This window comes from Stenotrophomonas sp. PD6 (genome assembly GCF_049199305.1).
Classification (GTDB): domain Bacteria; phylum Pseudomonadota; class Gammaproteobacteria; order Xanthomonadales; family Xanthomonadaceae; genus Stenotrophomonas.
The window spans coordinates 15,843-37,825 of the sequence record NZ_JBLZQD010000003.1 but is presented as its reverse complement, the minus strand read 5'-3'; the positions used below and the strand labels follow the sequence as shown (position 1 = coordinate 37,825).

Annotated in this window: 19 protein-coding genes; 10 read left to right on the top strand and 9 right to left on the bottom strand. The window is 71.0% G+C overall.

Annotated features, from left to right (window positions below; all coding sequences use genetic code 11):
* Positions 1-78: 78 nt before the first annotated feature.
* The 3 genes from recC to recD are packed head-to-tail and all read left to right on the top strand — an operon-like array spanning position 79 to position 8,956.
* On the top strand, positions 79-3,426 hold the full coding sequence (gene recC, locus ACOZHM_RS05955) for an exodeoxyribonuclease V subunit gamma (protein WP_421568163.1): 3,348 nt from the start codon (positions 79-81) through the stop codon (positions 3,424-3,426).
* On the top strand, positions 3,423-7,076 hold the full coding sequence (recB, locus tag ACOZHM_RS05950) for an exodeoxyribonuclease V subunit beta (RefSeq protein ID WP_421568161.1): 3,654 nt from the start codon (positions 3,423-3,425) through the stop codon (positions 7,074-7,076). The genes recC and recB overlap by 4 nt, the downstream gene beginning before the upstream one ends.
* Positions 7,073-8,956 (top strand): exodeoxyribonuclease V subunit alpha, encoded by a 1,884-nt coding sequence (gene recD / locus ACOZHM_RS05945; RefSeq protein WP_421568159.1) that lies wholly within the window; start codon positions 7,073-7,075, stop codon positions 8,954-8,956. Before recB ends, recD begins: the two co-directional genes overlap by 4 nt.
* 57 nt (positions 8,957-9,013) lie before the next feature.
* On the opposite strand, the gene ACOZHM_RS05940 is transcribed toward recD, so the two are convergent.
* Positions 9,014-9,409 (bottom strand): hypothetical protein, encoded by a 396-nt coding sequence (locus ACOZHM_RS05940; protein ID WP_421568157.1) that lies wholly within the window; start codon positions 9,407-9,409, stop codon positions 9,014-9,016.
* A 329-nt stretch (positions 9,410-9,738) separates the two neighbouring features.
* On the opposite strand from ACOZHM_RS05940, the gene ACOZHM_RS05935 reads away from it, so the two are divergent.
* The 7 genes from ACOZHM_RS05935 to ACOZHM_RS05905 all read left to right on the top strand — a co-directional run bounded on the left by ACOZHM_RS05935 (position 9,739) and on the right by ACOZHM_RS05905 (position 13,483).
* The gene (locus tag ACOZHM_RS05935) at positions 9,739-10,326 is read left to right on the top strand and encodes a helix-turn-helix transcriptional regulator (protein ID WP_421568155.1); all 588 of its coding nucleotides are present in this window, start codon (positions 9,739-9,741) and stop codon (positions 10,324-10,326) included.
* A gap of 135 nt (positions 10,327-10,461) precedes the next feature.
* Complete coding sequence (locus ACOZHM_RS05930) at positions 10,462-10,956, top strand: DUF2589 domain-containing protein (RefSeq protein ID WP_421568154.1); 495 nt, start codon at positions 10,462-10,464, stop codon at positions 10,954-10,956.
* A gap of 74 nt (positions 10,957-11,030) precedes the next feature.
* Positions 11,031-11,675 (top strand): DUF2589 domain-containing protein, encoded by a 645-nt coding sequence (locus ACOZHM_RS05925; protein ID WP_421568152.1) that lies wholly within the window; start codon positions 11,031-11,033, stop codon positions 11,673-11,675.
* A gap of 101 nt (positions 11,676-11,776) precedes the next feature.
* Complete coding sequence (locus ACOZHM_RS05920) at positions 11,777-12,034, top strand: hypothetical protein (protein ID WP_313345251.1); 258 nt, start codon at positions 11,777-11,779, stop codon at positions 12,032-12,034.
* A 23-nt stretch (positions 12,035-12,057) separates the two neighbouring features.
* Positions 12,058-12,483, top strand: a complete 426-nt coding sequence (locus ACOZHM_RS05915) for a hypothetical protein (protein ID WP_421568151.1) — start codon at positions 12,058-12,060, stop codon at positions 12,481-12,483.
* 1 nt (position 12,484) lies between these two features.
* On the top strand, positions 12,485-12,676 hold the full coding sequence (locus ACOZHM_RS05910; RefSeq protein ID WP_421568149.1) for a hypothetical protein: 192 nt from the start codon (positions 12,485-12,487) through the stop codon (positions 12,674-12,676).
* 54 nt (positions 12,677-12,730) lie between these two features.
* Positions 12,731-13,483: a hypothetical protein gene (locus tag ACOZHM_RS05905; RefSeq protein WP_421568148.1), complete on the top strand. Its 753-nt coding sequence runs from the start codon at positions 12,731-12,733 to the stop codon at positions 13,481-13,483.
* Between the two features lie 70 nt (positions 13,484-13,553).
* On the opposite strand, the gene ACOZHM_RS05900 is transcribed toward ACOZHM_RS05905, so the two are convergent.
* The 8 genes from ACOZHM_RS05900 to ACOZHM_RS05865 all read right to left on the bottom strand — a co-directional run bounded on the left by ACOZHM_RS05900 (position 13,554) and on the right by ACOZHM_RS05865 (position 21,906).
* Entirely contained in the window at positions 13,554-14,054 is a 501-nt protein-coding gene (locus ACOZHM_RS05900) for a lysozyme (RefSeq protein ID WP_421568147.1), read from the bottom strand.
* A gap of 71 nt (positions 14,055-14,125) precedes the next feature.
* Positions 14,126-15,346, bottom strand: a complete 1,221-nt coding sequence (locus tag ACOZHM_RS05895) for a hypothetical protein (protein WP_421568146.1) — start codon at positions 15,344-15,346, stop codon at positions 14,126-14,128.
* An 83-nt stretch (positions 15,347-15,429) separates the two neighbouring features.
* The gene (locus tag ACOZHM_RS05890; RefSeq protein WP_421568144.1) at positions 15,430-16,167 is read right to left on the bottom strand and encodes a hypothetical protein; all 738 of its coding nucleotides are present in this window, start codon (positions 16,165-16,167) and stop codon (positions 15,430-15,432) included.
* 74 nt (positions 16,168-16,241) lie between these two features.
* Positions 16,242-17,147: a 2OG-Fe dioxygenase family protein gene (locus ACOZHM_RS05885; protein ID WP_421568143.1), complete on the bottom strand. Its 906-nt coding sequence runs from the start codon at positions 17,145-17,147 to the stop codon at positions 16,242-16,244.
* A 140-nt stretch (positions 17,148-17,287) separates the two neighbouring features.
* Positions 17,288-19,351 carry an FUSC family protein gene (locus ACOZHM_RS05880; RefSeq protein ID WP_421568141.1) on the bottom strand — a complete coding sequence of 688 codons (2,064 nt, stop codon included), beginning with the start codon at positions 19,349-19,351 and terminating at the stop codon, positions 17,288-17,290.
* Positions 19,344-20,795 carry an efflux transporter outer membrane subunit gene (locus ACOZHM_RS05875; protein WP_421568140.1) on the bottom strand — a complete coding sequence of 484 codons (1,452 nt, stop codon included), beginning with the start codon at positions 20,793-20,795 and terminating at the stop codon, positions 19,344-19,346. The genes ACOZHM_RS05880 and ACOZHM_RS05875 overlap by 8 nt, the downstream gene beginning before the upstream one ends.
* Complete coding sequence (locus tag ACOZHM_RS05870) at positions 20,792-21,700, bottom strand: efflux RND transporter periplasmic adaptor subunit (protein ID WP_421568139.1); 909 nt, start codon at positions 21,698-21,700, stop codon at positions 20,792-20,794. The genes ACOZHM_RS05875 and ACOZHM_RS05870 overlap by 4 nt, the downstream gene beginning before the upstream one ends.
* Positions 21,697-21,906, bottom strand: a complete 210-nt coding sequence (locus ACOZHM_RS05865; protein WP_421568137.1) for a DUF1656 domain-containing protein — start codon at positions 21,904-21,906, stop codon at positions 21,697-21,699. Before ACOZHM_RS05865 ends, ACOZHM_RS05870 begins: the two co-directional genes overlap by 4 nt.
* Positions 21,907-21,983: the final 77 nt, after the last annotated feature.

Below are 21,983 nucleotides of genomic sequence, written 5' to 3'. Positions count from 1 at the left end.
CGGTCACAGACGTCACGGGCCTGCAGACGCGTATCGGCGAGGGTCGAGATTGGCGCCGGGCTGCGGCACACTGCCGCGATGACCGACCCCGCTTCAGACTTCCGCCTGTACCACTCCAATGCGCTCGACGTGCTGGCCGCGCTGCTGGCCAGGACCGTGCGCGAACCGGTGCCGGGGCAGTCGATTCTGGCGCCGGAAGTGGTGTTGATCCCCCAGGTGGCGATGCGGCGCTGGCTGCAGTCCACCCTGGCGGCCGAGTATGGCATTGCCGCGAACCTGGAATTCCTGACCCCCGGCGAGTTCGTCGCCCGCGCCCTCAACGCCAATGTGCCGGGCGAGCATGACGACCTGACCGCAGCGGCCCTGCGCTGGAAGCTGTATGCCGCGCTGACCGACCCGGCGCTGATGGCGCTGCCGGCCCTGCGCGCGCTGCACACCTACCTGTCCCATGCCGACCCGCTCAAGCCCTGGGCGCTGGCCGGCGAACTGGCGGCGGTATTCGAGAAGTACCAGGCGTGGCGGCGCGACTGGCTGCTGCGCTGGGAGGCCGGCGCCGACGCGCACGACCCGCAGGCCATCCTGTGGCGCCACATTGCCGGCGGGCACCAGTACCGTGCGCGCCGGATCGATGCGTACCTGTCCCGCTTCGAGGGCAGCGGGCAGCCATTGCCGCAGGGCCTGCCGGCGCGGGTGTTCGCCTTCGCCACGCTCAACATCTCGCCGGACGTGCTGCGGGTGATGGCCACCCAGGCGCGGGTCGGCACGCTGCACTTCTACCTGCCCACCCCGACCCAGGCGTACTGGGGCGATCTGCAGACATTGGGCGAGAAGCTGCGCAGCGGCGCGCCCGATCCCTTTGGCGAGGAGGCCGGCGAGAACCGCCTGCTACAGGCCTGGGGCGCGGCCGGCCGCGACTTCATGGCAGTGCTGGGCAGCTACGAGGTGGTGCACCCGTCCGGTGAGATCGCCGCCTATGACGATCCCGAAGACGACGCGCGCCCGGACATGGCCGAGGGCGGCTTGGCTGACAGCCTGCTGCACCGCCTGCAGCGCGACCTGTTCCACCGTCGTGGGCAGCCGGGCGGCACGCGCCGCGACGGACTGCGCCTGGACGATCCCAGTCTGCAGGTGCACGCCTGCCACACCCGCCTGCGCGAACTGCAAGTGCTGCACGACCAGCTGCGCGCGCTGCTGCAGGACCCGCGCTTCGACCCGCCGCTGCAGGCGCGCGACATCGCAGTGCTGGCGCCGGACATCGACCCCTACGTGCCCTACCTGGAAGCGGTGTTCGGCGGCCGCAGCGGTGGCGACGAGCACATTCCCTATGCGCTGGCCGACACCAGCCCGCTCGCCGGCGAGCCGCTGGCCGATGTGTTCGTGCATCTGCTCGGGTTGCCGGTCTCGCGCTTCGGCCTGAATGAAGTGCTGGACCTGCTGGCCAGCGCGCCGCTGGCCGAGGCGGCGGGGCTGGATGCCGCCGCGTTCGACCGCCTGCACGACTGGCTGCAGGCGGCGGGCGCGCGCTGGGGCCTGGATGCGCATCACCGCCACCAGCACCAGGCCCCGCAGGACGACGCCTTTACCTGGCAGTTCGCGCTGGACCGCCTGCTGCTCGGCCATGCCAGCGGCGGCGACGGCGACATTGCCGGGGTTGCACCGTGGCCGGAACTGGAAGGCAGCGCGCTGGATGCGCTCGACCGCCTGCTGGCCCTGCTGCGCGTGCTGGCGCGGTACCAGAAGGCGCTGGGCGAAGCGCTGCCGCCGGCGCAGTGGCGCAGACGCCTGCTGGCGCTGCTGGACGCGCTGTTGCCGGAGCCGCCGCAGGCGGCCAACAGCCAGCGCGCGCTGGAGCGCCTGCGCAAGCTGATCAACGAATTTGCGCGCGACGCCGAACAGGCCGCTTTCCAGGGCGAGGTGGCGCCGGAGGTGGTGCGTGCGCACTTTGCCGGCGTGCTGGCCGAGGCCGACACCCGCGCACCGCTGCTCACCGGCGGGGTCAGCTTTGGTCGCATGGTGCCGATGCGGCTGCTGCCGTTCCGGGTGATCTGCGTGCTCGGTCTGAACGACGGCGACTTCCCGCGCCGCGACCCTGCCGCCGGGCTCAACCAGCTCACCGCCGAACTGGACACCGCGCGCCGTCGCTACGGCGACCGCTCGCTGCGCGAAGACGACCGCTTCCTGTTCCTGCAGCTGTTCGCGTCGGCACAGGACGTGTTCTACCTGAGCTATCTGGGCGCCGACCCGCGCGATGGCAGCGTGCGCGAGCCGTCGGTGCTGGTCAGCGAGCTGATCGATGCGGCGGCCGACTACCACCTGCAGCCGGCGCTCGCCGCCGCGCAGCTGACGGTGCGCCACTCGCTGCAGCCGTTCGCGCCGGCGGCCTTTGGCGGCGGCGACGAACCGCGCCGTTTCAGCTACCGCCAGCAGTGGCACCCGGCCGCCGGTTCGCTCGGCGGCCAGCGGCGCGCGCTGGCACCTTGGTTCGCCGGGCCGCTGCCGCCTGCCGAGAACCTGACCACCGACACCGAACTCAGCCTGGACGCACTGCGCCGCTTCCTCACCGATCCGGCCAGCCAGTTCCTCTCGCAGCGCCTCGGCCTGCGCCTGCCTGACGAGCTGGGCGATGCCGACGACGTGGAGCCGCTGGTGATGGCAGCGCGCGGCAGCGACACCCTGCAGCTGCAGCAGGCGGTGATCGACGCCACGCTGGAACAGGACGAGACACCGCTCTACCCACGGCTGCGCGCCCGCGCGCTGCTGCCATCCGGCGCCCTGGGCGAGCGCCAGTTCGCGCAGCTGCAGGCGCAGACCCGCCCGTACGCGCAGGCCTTGGCGCAGTGGCTGGATGGCAGCCAGGCCGACAGCCGCCGCTACGAGGTGGACATCGACGGGCTGCGCCTGCATGGCCGGGTCGACGGCGTGCATCCGCACGGCCTGGTCCGGCTGCGCCCGGGGGCGCTCAATGGCCGCGCCGCGATCCGCCACGGGCTGGACTGGTTGCTGGCCAACGCGGCCGGCGACGCGCTGCCGCTGGTGCAGCTCCACGACGGTGGCGACGACGGCCTGGGCCCGCATGTGCTGCCGGCGCTGCCGTCCGTGCAGGCCCGCGAAGTGCTGCGCCGCCTGCTGCAGCTGCGCAGCGAAGGGCTGCGCGCGCCGTTGCTGTATGGCCCCTCGACCGGCTGGACGCTCTACACCACCGCCGAGGCCAAGCGCGAAACCGAAGGCTGGTCGCAGTGGCATGGCGGCGAACGCCGCTGGAGCGAGGCCAGTGGCGCCGGCTACCAGCTGGCGCTGCGCGGGCGCGATCCCTTCGCCACTCCGGAAAGTTACCGGCAGCTGCTGCACAACAGCTTCGTGGTGTTCACCGCCGTGCGCGAGGGCCGCATCTTCGCCGGCTTCGACGCACAGGAGGCGCAGCCATGAGTACCCTCGATCTGCTCAACGATCCGTATCTGGCGCTGCCGCTGGACGGCGTGCGCCTGATCGAGGCCAGCGCCGGTACCGGCAAGACCTTCACCCTGGCCACGCTGTTCACCCGGCTGGTGGTGGAAAAGGGCTGGCGCATCGGCCAGATCCTGGCGGTGACCTTTACCGACGCGGCCACCCAGGAGCTGCGCAAGCGCATCCGCGAGCGGCTGGCGCTGGCCGCGCAGCTGGTGCAACGCGCGCCCGGCGACGACGACGGCCCCGACGTGCTGCTGACCCGGCAGATCCTGCAGCGCCAGCTCGCGTTGGGCGAAGAGACGCCGGCCGCGCTCGCACGCCGGCTGCAGACCGCGGCCGACGAGATCGACCTCGCCGCGATCCTCACCATCCATGGCTTCTGCACGCGGGTGCTGCGCGAACACGCGCTGGAAAGCGGCCACACCTTCGACCCGCCCACGCTGCTGCCCAATGAGCGCGAACTGCACGACGAACTGGCCGCCGACCTGTGGCGCGTGCATGCCAACGACGCCGCCACGGTCGACGCGCTGACCCGGCTGTGGTCCTCGCCCGAGGCGCTGGCCGCCGACCTGCCCACCCTGATCAAGCCATTGCCGCTGCTGCCGCCGGTACCCGCCAACCTGGACCACGACCCGCGCCCGGCGCATGCCGTGGCCGCGCGCGACTTCGCCGCCGCGTACCGCCAGCACGGCGAGGCCTTCCTGGGCGAGCTGTGCGCCGCGGTGGAAAACAAGATCCTCAACGGCAGCAGCTACAAGCTGGCGTGGCTGGAGCCGCTGGCCGTGCAGCTGCACCGCTGGGCCGGCGAGGGCGATCCGGCCGTGCCGTTGGAGGTGGACGCCGAACGACTGGGCCGGCTCACCCCCGAGGCACTGACCGCGCGCACCAACAAGGCGCACGCCGGCAGGGCCCCGCAGTCGCCGCTGCAGCACGCGCTGGCCCAGTACCTGGCGGCGGCCGAGGCGCTGCTGCAGTGGCAGCGCGGCCAAGCCATCGCCTTCCTGCATGCGCTGCGCGACCAGGCACGTGCGCGGCTGGACGCGCTGAAGCTGACCGGCCGCGTGCAGACCTACGACGACCTCATCGACGGCGTTGCCGACGCGCTCGATGGCCCGCACCGCGCGGTGCTGGTGCAGCAGCTGCGCGCGCAGTACCGGATCGCGCTGGTGGACGAGTTCCAGGACACCGACGACCGCCAGTGGGGCATCTTCCAGCGCGTCTTCGGCGATTCGCCGGAAACCCGCGCCGCCGGGCTCGCGCCGGCGCTGTTCCTGATCGGCGACCCCAAGCAGGCCATCTACGGCTTCCGCGGCGGCGACATCCACACCTACCTCAAGGCCAAGCGCCAGGCTGAGCCTGCGCCGCCGCTGGACCGCAACTTCCGCTCGCGCCCGGCGGTACTGCGCGCCATCCAGGCGCTGTATGCCAATGCCGGTGCCGATGCGTTCCTCGACACCGACATCCGCTTCGAACCGGTGCACCCGGGCAGCACCCGCGTCGACCCCGACTTCCTGCGCGACGGTGTGCCGGCGCCCGGCCTGACCGTGCGGGTGTTGCACAACCCCGAGGGTGGCGCGCTCAAGGCCGACCCGTCGCGGCAACAGGCCGGCGATGCCTGCGTGGCCGCCATCCACCAGGTGCTCAGCGACGCCCGTGAGGGCCGCGCGCTGCTGCGCGGGCAACCGGTGCAGCCCGGCGACATCGCGGTGCTGGTGCGTTCGCATCGCGAAGCCACGCGCATCCAGCAGGCGCTCGGCGCGGTCGGCATTCCCGCGGTGGCCGCCGGCAAGCAGAGCCTGTACGCCACCGCCGAAGCGCAGGACCTGCGCCTGCTGCTGCTGGCGCTGCTGCAACCGGCCGACGAGGGCCGGCTGCGCGCCGCGCTTTCCACCGTGCTGCTCGGCGAAGACGCGGCCGCCATCGATGCGATGGAGCGCGAAGGCGACACCCAGCGCAGCATGCAGATCCGCCTGCTGCTGTGGCGCGAACGCTGGCAGCGCGGCGGACCGTTCGCGGTCATCGCCGACCTGTGCGCCGAACATGCCGAACGCCTGCTCGGCCTGATCGACGGCGAGCGCCGCCTGACCAACTACCTGCAGCTGGGCGAACTGCTGCAGCAGGCCGCCGCGCAGACCCTGGGCATGCACGGCCTGCTGGACTGGCTGCAGGTGCAGATGGCGCACGCCGACCAGAACGACGAGGCGCAGCTGCTGCGCCTGGAATCGGACGCGCGCCGGGTGCAGATCATCACCCTGCACAAGAGCAAGGGCCTGGAATACCCGCTGGTGTTCCTGCCGTTCGTGGGCATCGGCGGCGGCGCGCCCAACACCGACACGCACTGCACCGTGTACGCCGACGGCCGCCGCGAGCTGCACTGGAAGCTGGACAAGGACGAGGCCTGGAGCACCGCCAGCGCGCGCAGCACGCAGGAGCAGGAGGCCGAAGACGCGCGGCTGCTGTACGTGGGCCTGACCCGCGCCGAGCACGCGCTGTGGATCGCCGCCGGCGATCTGGCGGGGCTGGCGAAAACCCGGCTGGCGCCGATGCTGTCGGACCTGGACGCACTGCGCGCCGACCCGGCGGTGGCCGTGGTCGAGGGTCCGCTGGAGTCGCGCCCGCCGCAGTTGGCGTTCGAACGCGATGGCGCGCTGCCGCCGGTGCGCGCGGTGACCCGGCGCGTCCCGCACGACTGGTGGGTGTACAGCTTCACCCAGCTGGCGCACGCCGACGCCGGCCACGACACCGACGCGGCCGCCACCGAGATTCCCGCACCCGCCGCCGACGAACCGGCGGGCGTGGACGTCACCCTGGAGGCCGAACCGGCCGCGCAGCCCGACGATGAGGCGGCCGACCCGCGCTTCATGGGCAGCCGCTTCGGCAACGTGCTGCACGACGCGCTGGAGAACACCGACTTCGCGCGCTGGGCCGGCTGGCAGGCCGGGCAGCCGGCGCCGGGCGACGAGGCGCAGGTGCTGCGCGCCTCGCTCGGCGCGGAGGGCTATGCCGACGAAGACATGGACGACGGCGTGGCCGTGCTGACGGCACTGGTCGGCCAGACCCTGACCGTGCCGCTGCCCGAAGGCGGTGCGCTGCACGCGCTGCCGGCCACCGCCCGGCGCGCCGAAATCGAGTTCCACTTCGCCATGCAGTCCACGGCGGTACCGGCGCTGCTGGCGTTGCTGCACACGCACGGCCTGGTCCGCGACCGTCGCGGCTTCGGCACCCGGCGCCGGCTGGAAGGGCTGATGACCGGCAAGATCGATCTCACCTACACCCACGAGGGGCGCTGGTACGTGCTCGACTACAAGTCCAACCGGTTGCCCGGCTATGACCCGGCACGGCTGGCCAGCGCCATGCAGCACAGCGAATACGACCTGCAGGCGCTGATCTATACCGTCGCGCTGCACCGCTGGCTGCGCTTCCGGCTGGGGGCGGCGTACGACTATGCGCGTGACATGGGTGGTATCCGCTACCTGTTCTGCCGCGGCCTGGATGCCAGCCGCGCCGACAGCCCCGGCCTGTACGCGCACCGTTTCGACCCCGCCCTGGTGGATGCCATGGACGCACTGTTCGCCGGTGGCGAAGATGCCCAGGCCCGCATCGCCGCTCGTGCACGGGGGGAGGCATGAGCCTGCTCAACGCGCTGAAGAACGGCAAGGTGCTGCGCACGCTCGACCACGCCTTGGCACAGAGCCTGCGCCGGCTGCGCCCGGACACGCCCGACGTGGTGCTGGCGGCGGCCGCCCTGGCCTCGCTGGCGGTGTCCGAAGGGCATGCCGGGCTGGACCTGCGCCAGCCGCAGCGGCTGATCGAGGCGGAGACCGACTGGCCGACCCCCGAGGAGTGGGAACGCACGCTGCGCGCCTCGCCGTGGGTGGACGAACCGGCCGCCACCGATCCGGCGGCCGACCGACCGCTGGTGCTGGAAGGCGGGCTGCTCTACCTGCGGCGCTACCGCGAATACGAACGCCGGCTGGCCGATGGCCTGCAGCGCATCGCCACCCACCCGCTGGCGCAGGACGACCCGGCCGCGCTGGCCGCACTGTTCGCGCAGCTGTTCCCGCAGGCGCGCGAGGGCAGCGACCACCAGGCCCGTGCCGCTGCCGTGGCCCTGCGCCACCCGCTGGTGCTGGTCACCGGGGGCCCTGGCACCGGCAAGACCACCACCATCACCCGGCTGCTGGTGCTGCTGGCCGCCCAGGCCGTGCAGGCCGGTCAGTCGCTGCCGCGGGTGGCCCTGGCCGCGCCCACCGGCCGTGCCGCCGAACGCATGGCCGAAAGCCTGCGCTCGGCCGTGCAGCGCCTGCGCCTGCTCGGCATCGCGCCGGACCTGTGCGACGCCATGCCGGGCACCGGCACCACGCTGCACCGCCTGCTCGGGGTCATCCCGGATTCGCCGCGCTTCCGTCACCACGCCGACAACCCGTTGCCCTTCGACGTGGTGGTGGTGGACGAGGCCTCGATGATCGACCTGCCGCTGATGACCAAGCTGGTCGAGGCAGTGGCGACCGGGGCGCGGCTGGTGCTGCTGGGTGATCCGGACCAGCTGCCGTCGGTGGAGGCCGGCGACGTGCTCAGCGCGATCCTGCGCGCCAGCGGCGATGGCCGCGGCACCCAGGCCGACGACGCACAGGCGCTGCAGCGCCTGCTGGCGCCGGCCACCCTGCAACCGCTGGCCCCGGCTACCCGTTTCGGCGGCCGCCGCGTGCAGCTGCAGCGTGGCTACCGTCAGACCACCGCGCTGGACCTGGCGCCGCTCGCGCACGCCGTCCGCGATGGCGACAGCGCCGCCGCACTGGCGCTGCTGCGCGCCGACAGCCTGGCCGGCGTGCACTTCCACGAGAACCAGATCGATCCGCTGCAGCAGCACCGCGAGCATCTGCTGTCGCATTGGCGGGGGCTGGGTGAAGTGGCCAATCCGGCCGAGGCGCTGGCCAATGCCGGCCGGATCCGCCTGCTCACTGCCGTGCGCGAAGGGCCGCAGGGCGCGCGCGGGCTCAACGCACGCATCGAGGCATTGCTGGCCGGCGTGCCGCGGCCGGGCATGGCGCCGGGCTACTTCCACGGCCGCCTGCTGCTGATCACCGAGAACAGCTACCGCCATCGCCTGTTCAACGGCGACATCGGCATCTGCCTGGCCGAGCCCCACGGCGCGGTCACCGCCTGGTTCCCCGGCGAAACCCCGGACCAGCCACGCGGCTTCCATCCGGGCGCGCTGCCCGCGCACGAAAGCGCGTTCGCCATGACCGTGCACAAGGCGCAGGGCTCGGAGTTCGATGAGGTCTGGTTGCAGCTGCCGCGCCGCGACAACCGCGTGCTGTCGCGCGAGCTGGTCTACACCGGCATGACCCGTGCGCGGCAGGCGCTGCATGTACTGGGCAGCGCCGAGGTACTGCAGGCGGCGCTGGCCCGGCATGCCAGCCGCATCTCCGGGCTGGCCGCGCGCCTGTCAGGCAGCCCGGCAGCGGATCACCCCGCTGCAGAACCAACCCAAGGCCAACTCTGGTAGAGCCGGGCCATGCCCGGCTGCGCCATGTTGCGGTGTAAAGCCGGGCAGAGCCCGGCTCTACTCGGGAATCACCACCGTGCCATCGGGGAACACGATCGCACCGTCGCCGCTCGCATCAAAGAAACCCACCTGGTGTGCGTTGGCCAGTACCTGCGCCAGCCCATGGGCCTCTTCGGCCACGTCGTCCTCGAACGAGGCATAGATCACGTGGGTACCGACGCTGTAGTCGGTGACCTCCGGGCGATCGTCCTCGTCATCGGACAGCGGGCCGCTCATCGGCGGGAAGTGCTCGATGATCGCCGTGAACCACGCCTGCAGGGCCGGCACGGACACCGCCGGATCGTCGTACTCGTGCTTCTCGTTCCACTCGGTCTGCGCGTCGTACCACTCCAGGAAGGCGGCGGCATCGCGCGGCGCCACGGCGGGGTCGAACACCATCAGGTCGTAACTCATTGAGGATCACCTTGTTCCATGCACAAATGCAGGACGGCAGGATACCGCCCGTGGTGGTAAAACCGTGCATCCTGTGTTGTACATCTCGCTTCACAAGTGAGATACATCACAGTTAATCGGCCCGGCGCTGCATGGCGCCCCGCATAGCCGATCCAGTATCGCCCCCGACCTGCCGATACGAAAGCGCCCTGCAACGATGTGACAAGCATCTGCAACGCGGCGCCAAATCTGCACGCGTCGCTCCGGTTACACCGGTACGCGAAGCACTACGGCGTCGCGAACAACCCATTCCGCCGTAGGGGAATCCACGCTAAGGAGACGGCACGGCTATGGACGTACTGGAACGCGGTTTGGAGCTGTCTGCCCGTCACCGGCATGAGGTGGCGGGAGAAGTGGGAGGCACCAACGATGGCGATGGTCGGCTGCTTGCGTGGAGCCTGGCACTGCTCACGCGCATGGGGCATTGCAGCTGCCAGGGGTGCACCGATGTCGATGTGGATACCGCCTGGGAGGCGCTGCTGGCGCGTACCCGGATCCGTCCGCATGGCACGGCCGCCACGCGGCTGGTGGAACGCGCCCGCGACTGGATCGAACACCACGCCGACGACGAAGACCTGTCGGTGGACCGGCTGGCGTCGGCGTTGAACATGTCGCGCACCAGCCTGCACCGCAAGCTGGTGGCCAGCATCGGCCATCCCCCCGGCGAACTGATCCGCACCGTGCGCCTGCAGCTGGCGCAACGCCTGCTGCGCGAAGGCGAGGGCAATGTATCGGAGGTGGCCTATGCCGTGGGCTTCGTCAGCCTCTCCGGTTTCAGCCGCGCCTACCGCCATCACTACGGCGAGCCGCCGTCGAGCATGCGCGGTGCGTGCGCGGCGGTCCGCGCCGCGCGCACGCCGCGTGCAACGCGCGGATAACCCCGCGCAACACCCCGCCGTACGCCGGTATGGAGTGGCGGGTATCAATGAACCCGTGGACCACGACCATCGATCTGCGCCTCTCGCGCATCGCAGGGATCCACGAACAGGAGCGAGGGCGAGATGAGCGGAACCATGTCATTCCACACGTTGATCGAAGCGCTGGCCGGGGCCGTCATCGAGGCCCAGGACAGCATCGAGATGCACCAGATTTCCCACCTGCGTGATTACTTCGACGAAGACAACCGGCCCCGGAGCGTCACCATCCGCATGCCCTCCCTGCACCCGCAGGCCGAGGAAGGCGATGAGGACCTGTACCGCGCGCCGCTGTTGCCGCTGGTGTCCACCAACAACCTGCGCATCCGGGAGGTGGAGATCAGCTTCAACGCGGACCTGGCGGAACTGGGTGCCGAGGATCCGTACCCACCTGCGCCGGGTGCGACGGACGCCTGGGAGTCGCCGCGGCCGGCGGCGCGACATGTAGGACTGGATACCGGCCGCGGCAAGGGCGTGGGCAACGTACACGTGCAGCTGCGCGTGGAAGGAACCGAGCCGACCGATGGTGCGGCGCGGCTGATGAACCACCTGGCGCAAAGCCAGGGGGTGTTCAAAACCATCAAAGCAACGTGATCCCGCAGTACCCGCACCGACCCGGCCGCACGACGCGGCCGGCGGCGTCCACCTTTCCCTTGGAGTGAACTGCAATGTCCAACGAACTGGTCAACATCTCCAGTCAGTTCAAGGGCCTGCCGATGAGCGACCTCATCGGCGGCCCGCTGACTGCCGCCTGCGATTCGCAGATCAAACTGGCCCAGGCCACCGCCAGCTTCATCCGCTCGGTCGGCTTCCTGCCGCCCACCGACCCGGCCAACACCGACCCCAATGCCGTGGGTGGCACGCGCACCGCGCTGTTCCGCTTCAAGCGTCCGGTCGACAACCTGGACCCGGCCACCAAGGACGCCCAGCCGTTCTCCGAAGAGGAAGTCGAACTGGAAGTGCCGCTGCTGGCCATCGTCAAGGTGCCCAACCTGAGCATCTACACCGTGGACATCAACTTCGAAATGGAAGTGAAGTCGTCGTTCTCGGCCAAGGAAAGCCAGGACTACTCGGCCGGCATGCAGGCGGAAATGAAGGTGGGTTGGGGCATCTTCTCGGCCAAGGTGAACATCCAGGGCTCGGTGGCCTCGCACAAGGAAAACACCCGCACCTCGGACAACTCGGCCAAGTACACCGTGGCCGTGCACGCCGAAGACAAGGGCATGCCGGAAGGCCTGGCACGCGTGCTGGACATCCTCCAGACCGCCGCCGCGCCGCGCAAGATCGGCCCGCCGGTGCCGGTGCCGGCCTGATCGGCAGGCACACGTCGGTGGCGACCAACACCACTGCGGAATGACCCGTCGCGTCCTTCAGGCGCGGCGGGTCCGGCATGTCCAGCGCAAGGAAGACCCGCATGTTCGATCTCAATGACGTGAAGTACGTGAAGCGCATCGTCGTCGGCAGCAACAACCCGACCCAGATGCTGACCGACGCCGACCTGGCCCAGGCCCAGGACCTGTTGAACCGCTGCCTGAGCGACACCCCGAAGGGCTCGATCCTCGGCATCGAGCGCAGTTTCACCATCCTGCAGATCGGCGAACACCAGGTCGTGCTGCAGTGGCTGGCCTACCACGTGGGCTTCCCCAGGCGCCCGGTGTGGATGGCCGACTGACGTGGCCACCAGGAGCCCGCCGCATGGCTGACCACCGGCTTGACGACCTCATCCACGTGCTTGCCTCGGCGCTGGCCCATGGCCGCGCGCAGGGTGCGCGCGCGCACCTGGCCCGGCTGCAGGCGCGGCTGGGCAGCGGGCAGACGCTGGCGGTGAGCACACTGGTGAACGGCCAGTGGCAATCGCAGCCGGTACCGCTGGCCGAGCTGGTCATGCCGCGCGGCGTGCTGGCCACCTGCCTGGAAGTACAGATCGACTGCTGCCTGGAAGAGCTCGACGGCCGCGACGGTGCACCGTCGGTCCTTGCGCTGTGCCCCTGCACCGCGCCGGCGGAACACCTGCTCACCATCAGCCTGCGCGGCGGCACCCCGATCCACGGCGAGCTGCTGCTCGATGGGCAGTTGTTGCGCACCTTCAGCGTGGATCCCCACGCGACCGCGGAGAACTGACATGGCCCGACCCGAGCGCGTGCGCCTGCTGCTGTCCAGCGACGATGCCCGCCAAGTGCAGGAGTGGATGGCGCCGCTGCTGGCACGTCGCCGTGCACAGGCGGCCGCACGCCGCCGCCGCCGCCGACAGCGCCTGTTGGCCTGCCTGTGGCTGGTGGCGTTGGCCATCGCCCTGATGACCCGCTATTTCTGAGCGTCCGCCCGCCTCCGGGCGGGCGTGCGCGTCCATTCCACCCAGGAGTACGCCATGAGCACCCATCCCGTTTCATCCCGTTGGGCCCTGTTGGCCCTGTTCGCGCCGCTGCTGACCCACGCCCAGGCCAACCCCGATGCCGCAACGCCCACGCCATGGGCTGGCGTGGATATCGTCGACGCGCGCCCGTCATCGGTGCGCCTGCTGCCACAACCGGGCAGCGATACCGTGCAGATCGTGTTCGGCCAGCCGCGCAACTGCCGGGTGGAGGCGCGACCCAGCGGCGGCGGCGCGGGCCGCTACGAGCTCACCGGCAGCAGCGGCGGCCGCTACTGCAACCAGTGGTATCCCGGGCGGATGACGCTGGACGCCGATGCCTCACCGGCCCGGCTGCAGTTGCGCAGCGGCGCGCGCGAGGCCAGCCTGCCGCTGTGGAAGGCAGCGCAGGGGCAGGCCGCCGACACGTTGAACACCGCGCTGGACGGACGCTGGACCACCACCGTGCAGACCGCCGACGGTGCCGATGTGGACCTGGCCGTGCAGCTGGTTGGCCGCGACCCGGGCGATACCGGCGGCAGCCTGGTCTACGGCAGCCCGCGCAACTGCCGCCTGCCGCTGCGCTTCGAAGGCAACGCGGCCGACGGCGCGTGGTTCGCCGTCCTGCCCGGCAACGGCGGCGCGATCTGCGACCGCCTGGTGGGCCGCTGGCTGGTGGTGCAGCCACGCGGCGAGGGCATCGCCGTGCGCATCGACCCGGCCAACGGCGAATGCGCGCCGGGCTGCCTGCTCGGCCGCGCCGTCCGCTGAGCCACCTGCAATGAACGCGGCCCGCGCCTCCGGAAGGAAGTGCGGGCCGCCGTGTTTCCGCTGCCGTGTCTTACCAGTGGGTATAGGCGCCGCTGCTGTACATCCGCCATTCCGCAGCGCGCCGGTTGTCCAGGCCACGCATGACCTTGCCCTGCGAGCGGTTCCACGCCTTCCACGCCGCTTCCAGCGTGGCGAAGGTGGTGACCGCGCGCGGGTTGTTGATCATCTTGACCACCGACGAGCGCGCGAAATTGCCGCCGCCGATGTTGTAGCAGAGGATGGTCAGCGCATCGAACTGGCATTGCGACAGCGTCGCGGTGATGCTGCGTGTCACCGCCTGTTCGAACGGCTGCAGGTCCTGGTGCAGCAGCTGCTCGGCCTGCGCCAGGCTCACCCCGCCGCCCAGCCGCTCCCATTCGCCGCGGCCGATCAGATGCCCGTAGCCCACCGTGGCGCCCTGTACCCACGCCGCGATCGGCTTGCCGGTCTGGTCGTCATACGGCTGCAGCCGCTCTCCTTCCACGTGCTTGAGCCATTCCACGCCCTGCGGGCTCAGTGTCATTGCGTTCATTGCGGATCCTCGTTGGTCTGGGCGCATCCAGGAGAGGTCGCCACGCCGCGTCGTTGCGCGGCGCGGGGTGCTTAGCGGCGGTCGGGCAGCTTGAAGCCGATGTAGGTGCCGGAACTGAGGCCCATCAGGCCGAGCAGGGTCGGGCTGAGCTCGGGCATGCTCAGGTTGTTGTAGACGTCGGACAGGAAGATCACGCCGAGGATCAGCGTGAACGCGAAGATCTGGAAGCGATCGAACCGGTAGCCCTGCGCGTCCGACAGCAGGTCATGCAGCAGGCCCTGCGACACCGCTTCCGGTGCCTGCTGCTGCAGCGTGCGCAGTTGCTGGTCGATCTGCGCCACACGCTGCCGTGCCGCCTGCTGCCGGCCGCGCGCATCGGCATCCGCGTCCGGGTCCTGCCAGCGCCCACGTGCGCCCAGCTGCGGCACCAGCTGCTCGCGTTCGGCCAGCAGGCCGCCCTCGCGCGCATCCTGCGCGGGCGCCGCGCCGGCGTCGATCACCGCCTCGCTCAACGCCGTACCCGCGCTGATCCCGAGCAGGGCCAGCAGCGAGGGATGGATGGTGTCGGTGGCGTCGGTGACCAGCCAGATCGCTGTGTAGGACAGGTAGATCAGGAAGAACCACACCGCCATCTGGAAGCGGCCCAGGTCGTAGGGCCGGGTCGCGCCGGGGCCGGGCTTGCGGATGATGCTGGTGGTGCGCGCCAGCTGCACGAATACCGCCAGCGTCACCACCACCAACGCCAGCGCGATGCCGCCGTACACCGGCGAGATCACCGTCAGCAGCACCCGCTGGCCGCCGGTGAGTGCGGTATCGAACGGCGCGCCGTCGGCCGGGCCGACGCTGAACGTCACCCGCCGCTGCAGCCCCTCCGGCGCGCCGAGCAGGTCGGTCCACACCGCGCGGTTGTCGTCGTTGATGCGCAGGTGGAACAGCAGGCGCCCGTGCACCAGGTCGATCGCCTCGGGTGCGTTGCCGGTGATCGCACGGCCGTCGATGAAGGGCACCAGCTGCCGGGGATCGCCGTCCATCGCCCAGTGCGCCAGGTTGGCCACCTCGACGGTCAGCGTGTAGTCCAGTTCGAGGTGGCCGTGCAGTGCGGTGACGCGCGGCGGCGCATCGGCGGCATGTGCGGCAGGCGCGGGCGCGAACAGCGCCAGCAGCAGCGACAGCAGCATCGCCACCAGCACGGCCAGGCCACGCAGCAGCGCGGCAATGCAGTGCTGGCGATAGGCACGTGCACGTTCGGCTGCAGCGGCCGACGACGGGGAAGGGGGATCAGGGGTGTGCATGCGGCCTCCGTGGCAACGCGCAGCGGCAGCGCTGCGCAGCACAGGTATAGGACGGCGGCGTCGGTGCGATGCGGCGCGTTGTTTCAGGGTGTTGCCGTGTCGTTCCGGCGTTTCGCGCGCAGCCGCGTCGGCGGCGCCGCACGCGCGACGTGCACCGGCTCGGCCGGCACCACCACCACGCTGGAGGCGGTGTACGGGAACACGCCCAGGTCCGACACCTCGCCATCGCCGGATTCGGGAAACACGTGGCGGCGGTGCCCGGCAATCACCCGCTCGGTGGTGATCTGCTCGGCCAGTGCGGCCATCCGCAGCGGCTGGGCGAACACCTCCACGCTGATATCCAGGTGGCCCTCGCCGTGCAGCGGCTGCACGAACACCAGCTCCACCGCGCGGCCCGGGTCCACCGCATGCCAGCCCGAATGGCTGTCGTCGAATGCATAGCGCGCGCTGGCACCGTCGCGCGCCGGCTCGAGGTGGAACGGGCGCAGCCCGATCGGCAACGGCACGATCGATTCGCGCAGCAGCGAATTCTGCAGCCACGCCGCCTGCACGCCGTCTTCGGTGGCCATGCCGATCTGCACATCGAGGACGGCGAAGCTGAGCTCGCCCACGTTGGTGATGGTGATGGTGTTGCGGCTGTCGACACCGCCGTCGGCGCGATGCTCCAGTTCGGTGGCGATCGATACCGAGGCCAGCGCGCGCTGCTGCTCCCACAGCACCGGGCGCGCCGACAGCCACGCGTCCAGCGCGATCACGAACGACACCCCGGCAATGGTCAGCGGCAGCGCCTGCTCCGCCACCAGGTGCACCAGCTTCAGCATCCGCCCGCGCCAGGCGGAAGCTGGCCGCCGTCGGGGCCCGCCGCCGCTCGCCGCGGGTCGTGCGACCCGCGCCTTCATACCCGCGCCTCCGCGAGCACATGGGCGTCGATGCCCAGGATCATGCGCTGGCCGGGATGGCCTGCGGCGGCCACTCGGATGGGGGAAACCTCATGCCAGAGCGGCGAGCCTGCATCGGGCTGGAAGATGCCTTCGCCTTCCTGCAGCTCGCGTTCCAGCAGCACGGGGCCGGCGGTGCCGCGCAGCACCCGCGAGGTTCCGCCCAGCACGCCACGGCGGCGGATGACCAGTGCCGAGACGATGTAGTCCGCGCCGTCCTGGTGCAGTCCTTCCGGCGCCGGGTCGACCGCGCTGTCGCCGTCGGCCAGGGTCAGCATCTGGTGCACCGCCATCTCCAGCGCGCTGGCACCGCACTGGCCGTGGATGGTTTCGGCGATGCCACTGACGAAGCGCAGCATGTCCGGGTGGTAGGTCAGCGCCAGCGGCATCGCGGCGAAGTCGCGTACCGGGGTGCGCCCGTCCACGGCAGGCTGTTCGAAACGCGTGTCGGCCAGCGGCTGCACCTGCCAGCAGCGGGTCGCATGGCGGCTCAGCCGGTACTTGCGCAGGCTGCGCCGGCGGTGGGGACGGAACCGCAGCAGCGCCTCGCGCAGCACGCACGGCAGCGCGCCCAGCAACGCCTCCCACGACGGGTCGGCGGCATCGCCGGCGCAGGCGTCCAGCAGCGCGCGCTGGGTGGTATCCAGGATGCTGCGGTAGCGCTCCAGCATCTGCCGGCGCCGCCGCGCTACATCCCAGGTGTCCCAAGGCAGGTGGTCGGCCTGGTCGGCCAGCAGGTCGAGGAACGCCGGGGTCAGGCCCAGCTGCTCCATCCGGAACAGGCGCGGCGCGCAGCGGCGCTGCGGAGTGCGCGGCAGTGCCAGGCCGAGGCTGTGCACCGGGTGCAGATCATCGAGAGGCATATGCGTTCTCCGTGGGCAGGCACCACGGACCGCATCGGTGCGGGTGCACCTGCTGTATAGCCACGGCGCACCACGGCCATCGCGCGCACGGTTGCACGCGCTTGTCGCGTTCAATCAAGGCGGCGCAACGCCGCCTTCGCTCACGCTGTCGGCTGCAGCGTTGCCGCTGCGGACGCCTCCGCTACCGGCGCGTGCTCGGGGAACAGCCCATAGCGCAGCCCCAGCACGCCCATCAACGCCTCGTCGCGCGCCTTGCTGGCGTCCACCGTCTGCACCCGCTTCAGCGAGGCGTCCAGCTTGGCCTGCAATGCCGGCGGCGCGGGCAGCGGCCGGCGCTGCGCCACCTGGGCGCGGTAGTGCGCGGCCACCTCGTCCAGGATCGCGTCGATCGCCTGCGAACTGGCCACCGGCAACCCGTGCCGCGCGCGGCGCAGCTGCAGGATGTTCAAGCCAATGCGTGCCTCGGTGAGCATGTCCACCGAGGCGATGTCGCTGCCCTGCGGGGTCGCAGCCAGGCGCGGTGCAAGCAGGCCCAGCAGATCCAGCATGCGCGCGGCGAACTGCTGGCGGTCCTGCTGGCCATGCCCTTCAGCGGCCTCGGCCAGCGTGGTCCAGCCCTGGCGCACCAACCGCCGCGCGGTCCATTCGGCACCCACCGAGCGGAACAGGCGGGTCATCACCACCGCAAAGCCAATTCCGATGAACATCGCCACGGCCGAGTTGATGAAGCTCTGGATGTTGGCGCTGTAGGTGTTCTGCACGTTGAGCAGGGCCACCAGGTTGACCGTCAACGGCAAGCCGATGAGCGCGGTCTGCGGGCGGTGCAGCAGCAGGCCCAGCGGCAGGAAGATCACCGCCAGCACCAGGGCCAGGCTGCCGAAGTCGTGCACGGCGGGGAACACCCCGAACAGGTAGACGCCGGCCACCAGGCTGGCCACGAACGCCCACAGCAGGAAGGACAGCATGCTCGGCGCGGGATCGTCCTGCGCGGCGAAGAACGCCGCCGCCACCGCCGCCATCATCGCGCCGTTGCCGCCGCCTTCCCAGCCGAGCCCGATCCACAGCGCGCAGTACGTCATCAACGCCACCCCGGCACTGGCCGCCGAGAACAGCGCCATGCCGTAGTCCACGTGGCGGGCGTCGGTCTTGCGGGTGGCGGCGATGCGGTAGTGGGCGGTGTCGCGGGGCGCACTGCCGTGTTCGATCGCCTCGTGCAGGGTGGCGCAGTCCTGCCACAGGTCCACCAGCTCTTCCAGGCGCAGCAGCAGGGTGACCAGCAGCAGGTGGTCCAGCTCGCCGTCCACCGCCGGCTTCAGTGCCAGGATGCGCCCGCGCAGCGCGGCGTATTCGCCAGCGCTGGAGCGCCCCGGGTGTTCCAGCCACGCCGCGATGTCCTCCACCAGCGGCTCAAGCCCCGGCGGCAGCGCGCGCCCGCCGGTGCGCAGCGCGCCCAGCCGGTCGGCGATGGACGACAGCACCGGCAGCATCAGCAGCATGCGTTCGCGCAGCCTTTCCATCGACACCGCCGCGCCGGCATGGCGCGGATCGTCGCGGCGCAGGAATTCGATCAGCGCCTCGAACTGCACCAGGTCGGCCGCCAGCCGGTTGCGCGGGCCGTGCGCCTGGCCGCGCAGCAGGATCTGCCGGCACCACTGCGCCGCATCGCCCATCCAGCTGCCGATCCGTGCGCGCAGCATCGGCCGCACCGATGTGGGGAAGAACAGCGAGGCGAACAGCACCGCCACCACCGTGCCGAGGATGATCTCCTCGCTGCGCGCCACCACCGTGTCGAAGATGGTGTCCGGCGAGGTCACGGCGGGGAAGCCGATGAAGGCGGTGGTATAGCCGGCCAGCAGGAAGGCATAGCCGCGCGGGCCGCGGTTGAGCAGGGCGATGAACAGGCAGGCCGACAGCCACAGCGACATCGCCGCGCTCAGCAGCAGCGGGGTCTCCACCAGGTGCGGCAGCATCCACAGCGTGGCCGCGCCGGCAATGAGCGTGCCGACGATGCGGTACACGCCCTTGGCCCGGGTGGGGCCCAGCATGGGCTGGGTGACGATGTAGACGGTCGCCATCGCCCAGTACGGGCGTGAGAGGTTGCCGGCCAGGCCGATGTACAGCGCGGCGAGCGCGGCCAGGAAGGTTTTTACCGAGAACAGCCAGGCCTGGCGGTCGAGCAGCAGCGTGGGCGTGCGGTTATTCATGCGCGGCCACGGCATCGGCATTCCAGCCGCCGCCGAGTACCAGGAACAGCTGGATCTGGTCGCGCGACACCTGCGCCTGCTGCTGCGCCAGCGTGGCATCGGCCGAGACCAGGGTGCGGTCCGCGTCCAGGCTGGACAGGTACGGCGTGCGCCCGCCCTGGTACAGCCGGCGGTTCTGACCGGCGGCGAGCGAAGCCTGGGCCTGCGCCTGCTGCAGCGACTGCAGCCGTTGCAGGTCGTGCGCGTAGCGGCTCAGCGCGGTCTGGGTCTCGCGCAGCGCCTGCAGCACGCTGTGGTCGAACTCGGCCAGCGCGGCATCGGCGCCGGCTTCGGTGGCGTGGATGCGCGCATGGGTGCCCGAGGACGGCAGCGTCCACGAGATCAGCGGACCGAACGACCACTGCTGGGTCAGCGGCTCGCCGAAATCGGCCAGCAGCCCGGCCGCCCCGAGCGAGGCGCCCAGCCGGATGTCCGGGTAGAGCTCGGCGGTGGCCACGCCGATGCGTGCGGTGGCGGCGGCGAGCTTGCGCTCGGCCTGGCGGATGTCGGGGCGGCGCTGCAGGAGTGCGCGGCCATCGCCCACCGGCAGCGGCTGGGCCAGGGTCGGGGCCTGGCTGCAGGCATCCACGCCGGCGGGCAACTGGCCCGGGGTGCGGCCGAGCAGGGCGGCCAGCTGGTATTCGGAGGCCTGGCGCTGCGCATGCAGCGGCGGCAGCGCCGCTTCCAGCATCGCCACCTGGGCATTGGCGCGCGCCAGTTCCGGCGGCGTGCCACGGCCGGCGTCGATCAGCCGCTGGGTGACCTCGCGGCTGCGCTGCTGCAGCTGCAGGGAATGCTCGGCCACGTGCAGTTCGTGGTTGGCGTGGCAGATCTCCACATAGCTGCCGGCGACCTGGGCGACCAGCGAGACCCGTGCCAGGTCCATGGCGGCCGCCACCGACTGCTCATCGGCACGCGCGGCCTCGGAGGCGCGCTTGAGTTTGCCGAACAGGTCGAACTGGTAGGAGACCGCGAACTTGCCCTCGGCCAGGTTGATCGGCGGCAGCTCGTGTTCCAGCAGGAACGACTCTGCCGACAGCTGCGCCCGGCTCACCCCGGCCTCGGCCTCGTATTCGAAGCCACCGGCGTCCAGCGCCTGCTCGTACACGGCGGCGGCGCGGCGCAGGTTGGCGTCGGCGACCTTGAGTTCCACATTGTCGCGCAGCGCCTGTTCCACCAGCCCGTTGAGCGTGGCGTCCTGGTACAGCTCCCACCAGCGGGCCGGCAGCTCGGCGCCCGGCGCCACCTGCGGGTTGGCGGTGTCGATGAAGGCCGCATTGGCCTCCGGCCGCTGGAACGCCGCGCCGGCCGGTACCGCGTAGTCGGGGCCGACCGTGCGGCAGGCGGCCAGGCTGGCGGTCAGCGCCAGTGCGACGGCGACGCGCTGCAGGGCCGGGCGGTTCACAGCGCCGCCCGTGCCGGTTGCGCCGGCGTGGTCGTGGCGGTGTCCGGTTCGATCGTGACCGTGGCGGTGCGCCCGGCGATCAGGTTCACGCCCTCGGGCACGCGGTCGATATGGATGCGCACCGGAATGCGCTGTGCCAGCCGCACCCAGTCGAAGGCCGGGGTCACGTTCGGCAGCAGGCTGGAGCCTTCGCTGCGGTAGCGGTCCTCAATGCCGGCGGCGATGCTCTGCACATGCCCCTGCAGCGGCTGTGCCTCGCCCATCAGGCGGATGTCGACCTTCTGGCCGGCATGCACGCCGCGCAGGCGGGTCTCTTCGAAGTAGCCATCGACCCGGAACGAGCCGGTGTCCAGCACCGCCATCACCGGGCGGCCGGCGGTGACGTAGTCGCCGGCGCGCACGGTGCGGTCGTTGACGTGGCCGTCGCTGGGGCTGCGCACCTCGGTGCGGGCCAGGTTGAGTTTGGCCAGGTCCACCGCGGCCTGCGCCGTGGCCATGGAGGCCTGTGCGGCCTGCAGCTTGGCCCGGCGCACTTCGGCGTCCTCGGCGGCCACCAGGTCCTGCAGGCTGCGGTCGCGGGCGATCTCGCGGCGCAGCTGCTCGAGCGTGGCGCGGCGTTCGCCAAGCGCCGCCTGGGCCTGCTCCAGGGCGATCTGGTAGCGCGCGCGGTCGACCACGAACAGCACCTCGCCACGCTTCACCGGCTGGTTGTCGGCCACCTTCACCGCTTCCACCAGCCCGGACACGTCCGGGGCGACCTGGACCACGTCGGCGCTGACGTGCGCGTCGCGCGTCCACGGCTCGTCCATGTAGTACGACCATAGGTGGCGCAGCACCAGCAGCGCGGCAATGACGGCAACCACGGTCAGGACGACCGGGAAGGTGTGCTTGAGGATCTTGTTCACGATTGCATCCAACGCATCAGGGAAAACAACCCGCCGAGCACGATCATGTACAGGGCCAGGTTGAACAGGGCGGGGTGCCAGATGTGGCGGTAGGCGCCGGTGCGCTGCAGGACCAGGCGCAGCCCGCTGTTGAGCAGGTAGGCCAGCAGCATCAGCCCGAGCAGGGTCGGGACGAACACACCGTAGAGACTGAATTCACCGTACATCGGGGCAGGAAGTTCGCAGGGGAGCGGAAAGGGGAAGGCCACGGCGTCGCGGGACAACACCGGGAGGTGGGGCAGGG